Annotated in this window: 11 protein-coding genes and 3 tRNA genes; all 14 read left to right on the forward strand. The window is 58.7% G+C overall.

Annotated features, from left to right (window positions below; translation table 11 throughout):
• Window positions 1–4: 4 nt before the first annotated feature.
• Window positions 5–1,036, forward strand: coding sequence for a UDP-N-acetylmuramate dehydrogenase (gene murB, locus WDB71_RS01010; protein WP_341502799.1), 1,032 nt, complete (start codon window positions 5–7; stop codon window positions 1,034–1,036).
• A gap of 18 nt (window positions 1,037–1,054) precedes the next feature.
• Window positions 1,055–2,032 (forward strand): bifunctional biotin--[acetyl-CoA-carboxylase] ligase/biotin operon repressor BirA, encoded by a 978-nt coding sequence (birA, locus tag WDB71_RS01015; RefSeq protein ID WP_341502800.1) that lies wholly within the window; start codon window positions 1,055–1,057, stop codon window positions 2,030–2,032.
• Complete coding sequence (locus tag WDB71_RS01020; RefSeq protein ID WP_341502801.1) at window positions 2,013–2,741, forward strand: type III pantothenate kinase; 729 nt, start codon at window positions 2,013–2,015, stop codon at window positions 2,739–2,741. Before birA ends, WDB71_RS01020 begins: the two co-directional genes overlap by 20 nt.
• A 153-nt stretch (window positions 2,742–2,894) precedes the next feature.
• Window positions 2,895–2,979 (forward strand) — tRNA-Tyr (locus tag WDB71_RS01025).
• Window positions 2,980–3,012: 33 nt separating this feature from the next.
• Window positions 3,013–3,087: transfer RNA gene (locus WDB71_RS01030), tRNA-Gly, on the forward strand.
• Between the two features lie 9 nt (window positions 3,088–3,096).
• Window positions 3,097–3,172, forward strand: a tRNA-Thr gene (locus tag WDB71_RS01035).
• A gap of 100 nt (window positions 3,173–3,272) precedes the next feature.
• Window positions 3,273–4,457, forward strand: a complete 1,185-nt coding sequence (gene tuf / locus WDB71_RS01040) for an elongation factor Tu (RefSeq protein WP_341502802.1) — start codon at window positions 3,273–3,275, stop codon at window positions 4,455–4,457.
• A 248-nt stretch (window positions 4,458–4,705) separates the two neighbouring features.
• The gene (gene secE / locus WDB71_RS01045; RefSeq protein WP_341502803.1) at window positions 4,706–5,095 is read left to right on the forward strand and encodes a preprotein translocase subunit SecE; all 390 of its coding nucleotides are present in this window, start codon (window positions 4,706–4,708) and stop codon (window positions 5,093–5,095) included.
• A 5-nt stretch (window positions 5,096–5,100) separates the two neighbouring features.
• On the forward strand, window positions 5,101–5,643 hold the full coding sequence (gene nusG / locus WDB71_RS01050; protein ID WP_341502804.1) for a transcription termination/antitermination protein NusG: 543 nt from the start codon (window positions 5,101–5,103) through the stop codon (window positions 5,641–5,643).
• 131 nt (window positions 5,644–5,774) lie between these two features.
• Window positions 5,775–6,203: a 50S ribosomal protein L11 gene (rplK, locus tag WDB71_RS01055; protein WP_341502805.1), complete on the forward strand. Its 429-nt coding sequence runs from the start codon at window positions 5,775–5,777 to the stop codon at window positions 6,201–6,203.
• A gap of 4 nt (window positions 6,204–6,207) precedes the next feature.
• Window positions 6,208–6,909, forward strand: a complete 702-nt coding sequence (gene rplA, locus WDB71_RS01060; RefSeq protein WP_341502806.1) for a 50S ribosomal protein L1 — start codon at window positions 6,208–6,210, stop codon at window positions 6,907–6,909.
• A 252-nt stretch (window positions 6,910–7,161) separates the two neighbouring features.
• Window positions 7,162–7,665 (forward strand): 50S ribosomal protein L10, encoded by a 504-nt coding sequence (gene rplJ, locus WDB71_RS01065; RefSeq protein ID WP_341502807.1) that lies wholly within the window; start codon window positions 7,162–7,164, stop codon window positions 7,663–7,665.
• 54 nt (window positions 7,666–7,719) lie between these two features.
• Window positions 7,720–8,088: a 50S ribosomal protein L7/L12 gene (rplL, locus tag WDB71_RS01070; RefSeq protein WP_341502808.1), complete on the forward strand. Its 369-nt coding sequence runs from the start codon at window positions 7,720–7,722 to the stop codon at window positions 8,086–8,088.
• 211 nt (window positions 8,089–8,299) lie between these two features.
• Window positions 8,300–12,328 carry a DNA-directed RNA polymerase subunit beta gene (rpoB, locus tag WDB71_RS01075; protein WP_341502809.1) on the forward strand — a complete coding sequence of 1,343 codons (4,029 nt, stop codon included), beginning with the start codon at window positions 8,300–8,302 and terminating at the stop codon, window positions 12,326–12,328.
• Window positions 12,329–12,336: the final 8 nt, after the last annotated feature.

Raw genomic sequence — 12,336 nt, forward strand, 5'->3', positions numbered from 1 at the left:
CTAGATGAAAGTCAGCCAGTATAGCAGTCTGAAGGACTTCAACAGCTTCGCCCTGGATATCCAAACCCGCCGCCTGGAGATCGCTTCCTCCCTTGCCGATCTGCTGCGGGCCTGTGTGGATGCCTGCATGAGTTCCGAGGCCACCCTGGTCCTTGGCGGCGGCTCCAACGTGCTTTTTACCGAAGACTTTGACGGCACCGTGCTGATCAACGGTTTGAAGGGTATTGAGGTGCAGGAGACCGGAAAGGAGTACAAGCTGCATGTGGCGGCCGGGGAGTCCTGGCCGGCGCTGGTTGACTGGACTGTGGCCCAGGGTTTTGCCGGCTTGGAAAACCTGGCCTTGATCCCCGGTTCTGCCGGGGCGGCGCCGATACAGAATATTGGTGCCTATGGCGTGGAGCTGGCCCAGCGTTGTGACTATGTGGACTTCCTCTCCCTTGAAGACCGCAAGGTTCACAGGCTCATGGCCTCGGATTGCCGTTTTGGCTACCGCGACTCCATCTTCAAGGGTGAGCTGGCCGGCAAGGCCATCATCACCGCCATTGGCCTGACCCTGAGCAAGGACTGGCAGCCGGAGATCAGCTATGGTCCCCTGCAGTCGGCTTTTGCCGAAGGCCAGGCCATCAGCGCCTCTGCCATCCGGGATACCGTGGTGGCGATTCGGCGCGCCAAGCTACCGGATCCGGCTTTGCTGGGCAATGCCGGCAGCTTTTTTAAAAATCCAACCATAACGACAGAAGAATACGAGGCGCTGCAGGCGCGCTACCCAAATCTGCCCGGTTACCCGCTGGATAACAAGAGGATAAAAATCCCGGCCGGCTGGTTGATCGACAAGGCAGGTTGGAAGGGGTATCGCACGGGCGATGCCGGTGTCCATGCCAAGCAGGCCCTGGTGCTTGTGAATCATGGTCACGCCAAGCCCGGCGAACTGCTCTCTCTGGCTAGGGCCATCAAGGATGACATCTTCGGCAAGTTCGCCGTGGATCTGGTTCCGGAAGTCAGGCTGATTGGTGCCTCGGGAGAAATTCCCTTTTGATTTCGGAAATTGCGTCCAATGAAAACCTTAGATCCCGCAAACAGGCTGCTGCTGCGGCAGCTGGCCGATGGCCGATTTCACTCCGGTGAAGAACTGGGAGAGCTGCTGAAGCTTTCCCGCGCCTCGATCTCCAAGCGAATGGCGGAACTGCGCCGGCTTGGACTGGATATCTTCAGCGTCAAGGGCAAGGGGTACCGCCTTTCCAAGCCGCTTTCGCTGCTTGATGAGGAAGTACTCACTGCATCCCTGGGGCAGGAAGGCAATGTCAGTGTCTTTGCCGAGGTGAGCTCCACCAATGATGTCATCAAGGAGCTGGGTGCCCGTGATGGCGACCTGGTGATCGCCGAGGCCCAGACGGCGGGCCGTGGCCGCCGTGGCAATACCTGGCACTCCCCCTTTGGTGCCCACCTTTATTTCAGTCTGCAGTGCCGCCTGGATAGCAATAATGCCGCCGTCCAGGGACTCAGCCTGGTGGCCGGGGTGGTGATCGCCCGGGTGCTCAATGAGCACTGTGGTGACCAGATCCGCCTGAAGTGGCCCAACGACCTCTATGCCGGCGGGCGCAAGCTGGGCGGTATCCTGGTGGAACTGGCCGGCCAGGCTAATGGCCCGGTCAATGCCATCATCGGGGTGGGGATCAACGTCAACATGCCGGACGAGATCGGCAGCCAGGTTGATCAGCCCTGGACGGATCTGAGCCGCCTGACCGGTGCCAACGTCGATCGCACGGCGCTGATGGTTGCCTGTGGCAAGGCATTGCGTGAGGCCATGGCCACCTTTGCCCGGGAAGGCCTGGAAGCCTTTGTGGCGGACTGGAACCGCCTTGATCAATTCCGCGGCCAGGCCGTGGTGCTGAAGAGCGAGAACAGTGAACAACGCGGCATCTGCTGCGGCATTGCCGACGACGGCGCCCTGATCCTGGAAAACGGAGAGGGCCTGCACCGCATCTATGGCGGTGAACTTTCCATGAGGAGTTATGACAGCACTTTTGGCTGAAGTAGGGAATACCTACCTGAAGGCAGCCCTGGCCGGTGATGACGGCTGGCAGTATTTGGGCCGTTTCGCCCTGGGCGAGCTGGCCGAGCAGCTGGCCGACGCCGTGCCGGCGGACTGCCAGAAACTGGTATTCGCTTCCGTGGCCCAGGATGCGGCCACCCATGAGCTGGAATCCTTCGCCCTGGACCAGGGTTTGGCCTACCAGCGGGTGGTCACCGAGTCCAAGGCATTTGGTGTCACCAATGCCTACCAGGACTGTCGCCGCCTTGGCGTTGACCGCTGGCTGGCCTTGGTGGCGGCCCACGGCCGCTACCAGGGGCCCTGTCTGGTGGTAGACATAGGTACCGCCGTGACCCTGGACCTGGTGGCATCGGATGGCCGTCACCTGGGCGGCTGGATAGCCCCAGGCTTCCAATTGATGAGCCAATCGGTGCTGGCCAAGACCGCCCAGGTCAGGAGCCTGGACGACATGGACCAGAGCCTCGCCTTTGGTGACGACACCGGCCTGTGCCTGGCCCAGGGCTGCCGGGCCATGCTGCACGGCATCATCGACCAGGGTATCGCCCTTGCCAAGGCGCGTCTTGGCGAGGAACTGCAGGTGGTGTTGACCGGTGGTGGCAGCCGCCACCTGGCCAGGCCATTGCCCTGGCAACTGGACGAAAGGCCAGAACTGGTGCTGGAGGGGCTGGCCGTTTACGCCACCCGCTGAGGTTCTGCTTAAAATCTGTCCGAATGGACCGGCAGAGGCAAAAATGCCCCCTGCAAAAGGTTGCGGGGGGCAAGCACATCCTCTAGAATGCGCCTCACTCGACTGGCTACTGACACGCCAGGGCCCATGGCCGAAGACTCGTCAGGACAATTTGGTGGGGTTCCCGAGTGGCCAAAGGGATCAGACTGTAAATCTGACGGCTCAGCCTTCGAAGGTTCGAATCCTTCCCCCACCACCATATTCCGGTTTGAGGTAGCCTCAGGGTTTATTAGCGGGCATCGTATAATGGCTATTACCTCAGCCTTCCAAGCTGATGATGCGGGTTCGATTCCCGCTGCCCGCTCCAGTCTCGTGTGCTGATATAGCTCAGTTGGTAGAGCGCACCCTTGGTAAGGGTGAGGTCGGCAGTTCAAATCTGCCTATCAGCACCACTTTTCCCTCTCTGCCTTTCAAGCCATAATATATTTCTTGAGCAAAGCAAAGAACCGGTAGGTCTTTGGACCCACCAAACTCTTAGATAGAGGGACGATCATGTCTAAAGAAAAGTTTGAACGTACGAAACCGCACGTTAACGTGGGCACCATCGGCCACGTTGACCACGGTAAAACTACTCTGACCGCTGCCATCACTACCGTTCTGGCCAAGACCTACGGTGGTTCCGCCAAGGCGTTCGACCAGATCGACAACGCTCCGGAAGAAAAGGCCCGTGGTATCACCATCGCGACTTCTCACGTAGAGTACGACACCCCGACCCGTCACTACGCCCACGTAGACTGCCCGGGTCACGCCGACTACGTTAAGAACATGATCACCGGTGCTGCTCAGATGGACGGCGCCATCCTGGTTGTTGCCGCTACCGACGGCCCGATGCCCCAGACTCGCGAGCACATCCTGCTGGCCCGTCAGGTAGGCGTTCCCTACATCATCGTCTTCATGAACAAGTGCGACATGGTAGACGACGAAGAGCTGCAAGAACTGGTTGAGATGGAAGTTCGCGAACTGCTGTCCGCCTACGACTTCCCGGGCGACGACCTGCCGGTCATCAAGGGTTCTGCCCTGAAGGCCCTGGAAGGCGACGCCGAGTGGGAAGCCAAGGTTGTAGAACTGGGCGAAGCCCTGGACAACTACATCCCCGAGCCGGAGCGTGCCATCGATCAGCCGTTCCTGCTGCCCATCGAAGACGTCTTCTCCATCTCCGGCCGTGGTACCGTAGTAACCGGTCGTGTAGAGCGCGGTATCATCAACGTTGGTGACGAAATCGAAATCGTTGGTATCAAAGAGACCACCAAGACCACCTGTACCGGCGTAGAAATGTTCCGCAAGCTGCTGGACGAAGGCCGTGCTGGTGAGAACGTAGGTGTTCTGCTGCGTGGTACCAAGCGTGACGAAGTCGAGCGTGGTCAGGTTCTGGCCAAGCCGGGCTCCATCAACCCGCACACCAAGTTCGAGTCCGAAGTATACGTACTGTCCAAGGACGAAGGTGGCCGTCACACCCCGTTCTTCAAGGGCTACCGTCCGCAGTTCTACTTCCGTACCACCGACATCACCGGTACCATCGAGCTGCCGGAAGGCGTTGAGATGGTAATGCCGGGCGACAACATCCAGATGAAGGTCGAGCTGATCGCGCCGATCGCCATGGACGAAGGTCTGCGCTTCGCTATCCGCGAAGGCGGCCGTACCGTTGGCGCTGGTGTTGTAGCCAAGATCATCGAGTAATCCCTTACTCCTTGATATCAGACAGGGCGCTTCGGCGCCCTGTTTTGTCTGTTATCTGCCCTAGATGGCAGACAAAACAGTAATTGAGATAAGTATTTTTTATTCTTATCTGGTAACATCAGCCACCACTCCCGATGGGAGCTGTGGAAGAACAGGGCTGGTCTGGGTCATTGGAAGCACCCTGACCGCCGCCGGGTCCGGCAAAGGGCGGGGCCTCGGATTCGACAGATGTTGATAGGTTGGTCGAAATGAATGCAAATGCCGAACAGCAGCAGCAAAGCAATGGTGCGCTGGATACACTCTTGTGGGTAGTGGTAGTGGCCATACTGGCCGGTATCGTCGTGGCGAACTACTTCTTCGGTGAAGAAGTGCACCTGGCGGTGCGTGCCGGCGTCGCCGTTGTCGCCTTTGGCCTGGCCTTTGGCCTGGCTGCCATGACCAGCAAGGGTAAGGAAGCCATTGGCTTCGCCAAGGAATCCCGTACCGAGGTGCGCAAGGTGGTCTGGCCGACCCGCCAGGAGACCACCCACACTACCTTGATCATCATGGCGGCCACCGCCGTGGTGGGTCTGCTGCTTTGGATCCTCGACGGCGCCCTGTTGCGCCTGGTTGGCTGGATCACTGGACTGGAGATCTAAATTCCATGACTCAAGAGAACATGAAATGGTATGTGGTTCAGGCCTTCTCCGGCTTTGAATCCCGTGTCGCGCAGTCCCTGCGTGAGCACATCAAGATGCACGGCATGGAAGATCTGTTTGGCGAAGTACTGGTGCCCACCGAAGAAGTGGTTGAGATCCGTGCCGGCCAGAAGCGCAAGTCCGAGCGCAAGTTCTTCCCCGGCTATGTGCTGGTGCAGATGATCATGAACGACGAGTCCTGGCACCTGGTACGCTCCGTTCCGCGGGTCATGGGCTTCATCGGCGGCACTTCCGATCGGCCGGCGCCCATCACCGACAAGGAAGCGGCCGCCATCCTCAACCGCCTCGAGGAGTCCACCGACAAGCCGAAGCCGAAGACCCTGTTCGAACCGGGCGAAGCCGTTCGTGTTATCGACGGTCCTTTCGCCGATTTCAACGGTGTCGTGGAAGAAGTGGACTACGAAAAGAGCCGCCTGAAGGTGTCTGTACTCATCTTTGGCCGCTCCACGCCGGTGGAACTGGAATTCAGCCAGGTGGAAAAGGGCTAAAATTTACCCAATCCGCTTGGCAAGGGCAGCGAAATTTTCTAAAATTCGCTGCCCTTTTTCGTGAAGGGAACCTGAAAAGGTTTAACCAAGGGGAGCCCTTAGGGGCGTTAGAACCCAAATAGAGGTATATCATGGCTAAGAAAGTAGAAGCCTACATCAAGCTGCAGGTTGCAGCTGGTATGGCTAACCCGAGTCCGCCGGTTGGTCCCGCCCTGGGTCAGCACGGTGTTAACATCATGGAATTCTGTAAGGCCTTCAACGCCAAGACCGATTCCCTGGAAAAAGGTGCTCCGGTACCCGTTGTTATCACCGTATACAGCGATCGTTCCTTCACTTTTGAAACCAAGACTCCGCCCGCTTCCTTCCTGCTGAAGAAGGCTGCCGGTATCAAGAGTGGTTCCTCCAAGCCGCACGTTGACAAGGTTGGTACCGTAAACCGTGCCCAGCTGGAAGAAATCGCCAAGATGAAAGAGCCGGATCTGACCGCTGCCGATATGGACGCCGCTGTGCGCACCATCGCCGGTTCCGCTCGTTCCATGGGCCTGGTAGTTGAGGACTAAGACGATGGCAAAACTGACCAAGCGCATGCGCACCATCCGCGAGAAAGTTGACGCGACTCGCGAGTACTCCATCAACGAAGCCGTTGCCCTGCTGAAAGAACTGGCCACCGCCAAGTTCGTTGAAAGCGTGGACGTGGCCGTTAACCTGGGTATCGACGCTCGTAAATCCGACCAGAACGTTCGTGGCGCCACCGTGCTGCCCCACGGTACTGGCCGCAGCGTACGTGTTGCCGTGTTCACCCAGGGTGCCAATGCCGACGCCGCTAAAGAAGCCGGCGCCGACATCGTTGGTATGGAAGACCTGGCCGAGCAAGTTAAAGCCGGCAACATGGACTTCGACGTTGTTATCGCCACTCCCGATGCGATGCGCGTTGTTGGCCAACTGGGTCAGATCCTGGGCCCCCGCGGCCTGATGCCGAACCCCAAGGTTGGCACCGTAACCCCGAACGTTGCCGAAGCGGTTCAAAACGCCAAGGCCGGTCAGGTTCGTTACCGTAACGACAAGAACGGCATCATCCACACCACCATCGGTAAAGTGGATTTCGACGAAGCCAAGCTGAAGGAAAACCTGGAAGCCCTGCTGGTTGCCCTGAAGAAAGCCAAGCCTTCTTCTGCCAAAGGTCAATTCCTGAAGAAAGTCAGCCTGTCCACCACCATGGGCGCCGGCGTGGCTATCGACCAAGCTTCTCTGGAAACCAACCTGTAAGGTCGGGATCCGGAAAGATTGGCGAAGGCGGCAAATTCTGCTATGATTTGTCGCTTTCGTATGGGTTGGGGCTCCTCCGAGCCCCCGTCCAAGACCGTAGGTGCCTGAAAAGGTTTAAATTTGCCTACGCAGACGGTGACAATCCCAAAGAGATTCCTTCTCTTCTGGATGTTGGCACCGTTAGGCCCTCAAGCCTAGCTTGAGTGTTTTAACTACTGGGAATTCCCAGTGTTGTAATCCAGGAGTAAGCCAATGGCATTAAGACTCGACGACAAAAAAGCAATTGTTGCTGAAGTCAACGAAGCTGCCAAAGGCGCGCTTTCCGCAGTAGTTGCCGATTCTCGCGGCGTTACTGTGGCAGCGATGACTGAACTGCGTAAGACTGCCCGTGAAAACGGCATCTACATGAAGGTTGTGCGTAACACCCTCATGCGTCGCGCAGTAGAAGGCACCGACTACGCGTGCCTGAACGATGTCTTCGTTGGTCCGACCCTGATTGCGTTCTCCAACGAGCACCCCGGTGCCGCGGCGCGTCTGTTCAAAGACTTCGCCAAAGGAAACGACAATTTTGAGGTCAAAGGCGCTGCCTACGAGGGTGAGTTCATCCCGGCCGCTGATATTGACCGACTCGCTAAGCTGCCGACCTACGACGAAGCAATCGCCAAGCTGATGGCTACCATGAAAGAAGCCGCCGCTGGCAAGCTGGTTCGTACTCTGGCTGCTCTTCGCGATCAGAAAGAGCAAGAAGCAGCCTAAGTCGGTCTTCGATTTTGCTGCTTAGAAAGTCAATTTTTTACTAGGAATTGAGTCATGTCCGTAACTAAAGATCAAATCCTCGAAGCCGTAGCCGCTATGTCCGTAATGGAAGTGGTTGAGCTGATTGAAGCCATGGAAGAGAAGTTCGGTGTTACCGCTGCTGCTGCTGTTGTAGCCGGTGGTGCTGAAGGCGGCGCTGCTGCTGAAGAGAAGACCGAATTCGACGTCATCCTGGCCGCTGCTGGTGGCAACAAGGTTGCTTCCATCAAAGCCGTTCGTGGCGCTACCGGTCTGGGCCTGAAAGAAGCCAAGGATCTGGTTGAGTCCGCTCCGGCCACCATCAAAGAAGGCGTTTCCAAAGAGGAAGCCGAAGAGCTCAAGAAGCAGCTTGAAGAAGCTGGTGCTTCTGTTGAGATCAAGTAATCTTCTAGTAAGGTTACTGCCCGGAAACGGGCAAGAGGCTGGTGGTTTTATGACCACCGGCCTTTTCGCGCTGTAGGAATTGGCAAAATTTCGCGCCGTTTATTTTGCCTTTTCCGGCAGAGCCTAGGCCCTGCCAAAGACAAAACGGCGCAGCGCTGAGACTGTCCCAGTCGGACAGAGTGGGTCACACTTTCGCGAGCTGAGGAACCCCATGGTTTACTCTTACACAGAGAAAAAACGCATTCGTAAGGACTTTGGCAAACGTCCCCAGGTGTTGGACGTGCCTTTCCTGCTGTCCATTCAGTTGGATTCCTTCACCAAGTTCATCGATGTGGATCCGGACGGTCAGAACGGCTTGGAAGCCGCCTTCCGCTCTGTATTCCCCATCAAGAGCTATTCCGGCAACTCTGAACTGCAATATGTCAGCTACCGCTTGGGTGAGCCTGTCTTTGATGTTCAGGAATGTCAAATCCGTGGTGTCACCTTCTCCGCGCCCCTGCGCGTGAAGCTGCGCCTGGTCCTTTTTGATAAGGAAGCGGCTCCGGGTACCGTCAAGGATATCCGCGAGCAAGAGGTCTACATGGGCGAGATCCCGCTCATGACCGACAACGGTACCTTCGTCATCAACGGTACCGAACGAGTTATTGTTTCTCAGCTGCACCGTAGCCCAGGCGTGTTCTTCGATCACGACCGCGGCAAGACCCATTCCTCCGGTAAGGTGCTCTATAACGCTCGCGTTATCCCTTACCGCGGTTCCTGGCTGGACTTCGAATTCGATCCCAAGGACAACCTGTTCGTCCGTATCGACCGCCGCCGTAAGCTGCCGGCGTCCATCATCCTGCGTGCCCTCGACTTCGGCACCGAAGAGATCCTCGACATCTTCTTCGAGAAGGTGAACTTCGAGATCAAGAAAGACAAGCTGATGATGGATCTGGTGCCGGAGCGCCTGCGTGGCGACACCGCCATCTTCGACATCAAGATGCCCAATGGCGACGTGCTGGTCGAGAAGGGCCGCCGTGTCACCGCCCGCCACATCCGTACGATGGAAAAGGAGGGCATGACCAAGCTGGAAGTCCCCACCGAGTACATCATCGGCAAGGTCCTGGCTCGCGACTACGTTGATGAAGCCACAGGTGAAGTGGTCGCCAGCGCCAACCAGGAACTTTCCCTGGAGCTGCTGGCTCAACTGTCCCAAGCCGGCTACAAGTCCATCGAGACCCTGTACTTCAACGATCTCGATCAGGGCCCCTTCATGTCCGAGACCCTGCGCATCGATCCGACCAGCTCCCGCCTGGAAGCCCTGGTCGAGATCTACCGCATGATGCGTCCGGGCGAGCCGCCGACCCGCGAAGCGGCCGAGGCCCTGTTCGACAACCTGTTCTTCTCCGAAGAGCGCTACGACCTGTCCACCGTCGGTCGCATGAAGTTCAACCGCCGTGTGGGCCGTGACGACAACGACGGCACCGGCGTTCTGGACAAAGACGACATCATCTCGGTCATGAAGACGCTGATCGAGATCCGCAACGGTCGTGGTGAAGTCGACGATATCGACCACCTGGGCAACCGCCGCATCCGCTCCGTAGGCGAAATGGCCGAGAACCAGTTCCGCGTCGGCCTGGTCCGCGTCGAGCGCGCCGTGCGCGAGCGCCTGTCCCTGGGTGACCTGGACGGCCTGATGCCCCAGGACCTGATCAACGCCAAGCCGATCAGTGCCGCGGTCAAGGAGTTCTTCGGCTCTTCCCAGCTGTCCCAGTTCATGGACCAGAACAACCCGCTGTCCGAGGTGACCCACAAGCGCCGTATCTCCGCTTTGGGCCCCGGCGGTCTGACCCGTGAGCGTGCCGGCTTCGAGGTTCGAGACGTACACCCGACCCACTACGGTCGCCTGTGCCCCATCGAGACCCCTGAAGGTCCGAACATCGGTCTGATCAACTCCCTGTCCAGTTTCTCCCGCACCAACGAGTACGGTTTCCTGGAAACCCCGTACCGCAAGGTGGAGAACGGCCAGGTGACCGACGAGGTGCTGTACCTGTCCGCCATCGAGGAAGGCCAGTACGTCATCGCCCAGGCCAATGCCGACATCGACGACGAAGGCCGCCTGAAGGACGAGCTGGTTCCCTGCCGTCACAAGGGCGAATCCACCTACATGAGCGCCTCTGACATCCAGTTCATGGACGTCAGCCCGCAGCAGATCGTGTCCGTGGCCGCCTCCCTGATCCCCTTCCTGGAGCACGACGATGCCAACCGCGCCCTGATGGGCTCGAACATGCAGCGTCAGGCCGTACCGACCCTGAAGGCCGACAAGCCGCTGGTGGGTACCGGCATGGAGCGCACCGTAGCCGTGGACTCCGGCGTTTGTGCCGTGGCCAAGCGTGGCGGTGTTGTCGACTATGTCGACGCCTCCCGCATCGTGATCAAGGTCAACGAAGAAGAGATGCTGGCCGGTGAAGCGGGCATCGACATCTACAACCTGATCAAGTACACCCGTTCCAACCAGAACACCTGCATCAACCAGAAGCCGGTGGTCAATGTTGGCGATCCCATCGTTCGTGGTGACGTACTGGCCGACGGCCCGTCCACCGACCTGGGCGATCTGGCCCTCGGTCAGAACATGCGCGTGGCCTTCATGCCCTGGAACGGTTACAACTTCGAGGACTCCATCCTCATCTCCGAGCGTGTTGCTCAGGAAGACCGTTTCACCACCATCCACATCCAGGAACTGTCCTGCGTGGCTCGCGACACCAAGCTGGGTGCCGAAGAGATCACCGCCGACATCCCCAACGTGGGTGAAGCCGCCCTGTCCAAGCTGGACGAGTCCGGTATCGTCTACATCGGCGCCGAAGTGAAGCCCGGCGACATCCTGGTCGGTAAGGTCACCCCCAAGGGTGAAACCCAGCTGACCCCGGAAGAGAAGCTGCTGCGCGCCATCTTCGGTGAGAAGGCGTCCGACGTGAAGGACACCTCTCTGCGCGTCCCCGGTTCCACCTACGGTACCGTCATCGACGTGCAGGTGTTCACCCGTGACGGCGTCGAGAAGGACAAGCGTGCCCTCGAAATCGAGGAAATGCAGCTCAAGCAGGCCAAGAAGGACCTGACCGAGGAGTTCCAGATCCTCGAGGCCGGTATCTACAGCCGTGCCCGCAACCTGCTGCTGTCCTCCGGCTATACCGAAGCCAAGCTGGACAAGCTGGCCAAGGAGAAGTGGCTGGAGCAGTCCATCGACGACGAAGCCAAGCAGGTCGAGCTGGAGAAGATCGCCGAGCAGCTGGTCGAGATCAAAGCCGACTTCGACAAGAAGTTCGAGATCAAGCGCGGCAAGATCACCCAGGGTGACGATCTGCAACCCGGCGTGCTGAAAATCGTCAAGGTCTACCTGGCCGTCAAGCGTCGCCTGCAGCCCGGTGACAAGATGGCCGGTCGCCACGGTAACAAGGGTGTTATCTCCACCATCGTGCCCGTGGAGGACATGCCTCACGACGAGAGCGGTCGTCCGGTCGACATCGTCCTGAACCCGCTGGGTGTACCGTCCCGTATGAACATCGGTCAGATCCTGGAAACCCACCTGGGCCTGGCCGCCAAGGGTATCGGTGACAAGATCAACGTCATGCTCCAGGAGCAGCGTGAGATCGCCGAAATGCGCGAGTTCCTGAAGAAGGTCTACGCCCTGGGCAACCACCGCCAGAACGTCGACATCGACAGCTTCACCGACCACGAGGTGATGCGCCTGGCCCAGAACCTCAAGGCCGGCCTGCCCATCGCCACCCCGGTGTTCGATGGTGCTGCCGAGAAGACCATCAAGGAGCTGCTGACCCTGGGCGACCTGCCGACCTCCGGCCAGATCACCCTGTTCGACGGCCGCACCGGTAACCGCTTCGAGCGTGATGTAACCGTCGGTTACATGTACATGCTGAAGCTGAACCACCTGGTCGACGACAAGATGCACGCCCGTTCCACCGGCTCCTACAGCCTGGTTACCCAGCAGCCGCTGGGCGGTAAGGCGCAGTTCGGTGGCCAGCGTTTCGGTGAGATGGAAGTCTGGGCCCTGGAGGCCTACGGCGCCGCTTACACCCTGCAGGAAATGCTGACCGTCAAGTCCGATGACGTGAACGGCCGGACCAAGATGTACAAGAACATCGTGGACGGTGACTACCACATGGAGCCGGGCATGCCCGAGTCCTTCAACGTACTGCTGAAGGAAATCCGCTCCCTGGGTATCAACATCGAGCTGGACGAAGGCTAAGCCGAAAG

Origin of the sequence: Gallaecimonas sp. GXIMD4217, assembly GCF_038087665.1 — a bacterium.
In the GTDB taxonomy this organism is placed as follows: Bacteria; Pseudomonadota; Gammaproteobacteria; order Enterobacterales; family Gallaecimonadaceae; genus Gallaecimonas.

Excerpts from the sequence above, each read along its gene's own strand:
- tuf (WP_341502802.1), top strand. The coding sequence starts at position 3,273 with ATGTCTAAAGAAAAGTTTGAACGTACGAAACCGCACGTTAACGTGGGC.
- nusG (WP_341502804.1), top strand. The coding sequence starts at position 5,101 with ATGACTCAAGAGAACATGAAATGGTATGTGGTTCAGGCCTTCTCCGGC.
- rplK (WP_341502805.1), top strand. The coding sequence starts at position 5,775 with ATGGCTAAGAAAGTAGAAGCCTACATCAAGCTGCAGGTTGCAGCTGGT.
- birA (WP_341502800.1), top strand. The coding sequence starts at position 1,055 with ATGAAAACCTTAGATCCCGCAAACAGGCTGCTGCTGCGGCAGCTGGCC.
- rplA (WP_341502806.1), top strand. The coding sequence starts at position 6,208 with ATGGCAAAACTGACCAAGCGCATGCGCACCATCCGCGAGAAAGTTGAC.
- rpoB (WP_341502809.1), top strand. The coding sequence starts at position 8,300 with ATGGTTTACTCTTACACAGAGAAAAAACGCATTCGTAAGGACTTTGGC.
- WDB71_RS01020 (WP_341502801.1), top strand. The coding sequence starts at position 2,013 with ATGACAGCACTTTTGGCTGAAGTAGGGAATACCTACCTGAAGGCAGCC.
- secE (WP_341502803.1), top strand. The coding sequence starts at position 4,706 with ATGAATGCAAATGCCGAACAGCAGCAGCAAAGCAATGGTGCGCTGGAT.
- rplJ (WP_341502807.1), top strand. The coding sequence starts at position 7,162 with ATGGCATTAAGACTCGACGACAAAAAAGCAATTGTTGCTGAAGTCAAC.
- murB (WP_341502799.1), top strand. The coding sequence starts at position 5 with ATGAAAGTCAGCCAGTATAGCAGTCTGAAGGACTTCAACAGCTTCGCC.
- rplL (WP_341502808.1), top strand. The coding sequence starts at position 7,720 with ATGTCCGTAACTAAAGATCAAATCCTCGAAGCCGTAGCCGCTATGTCC.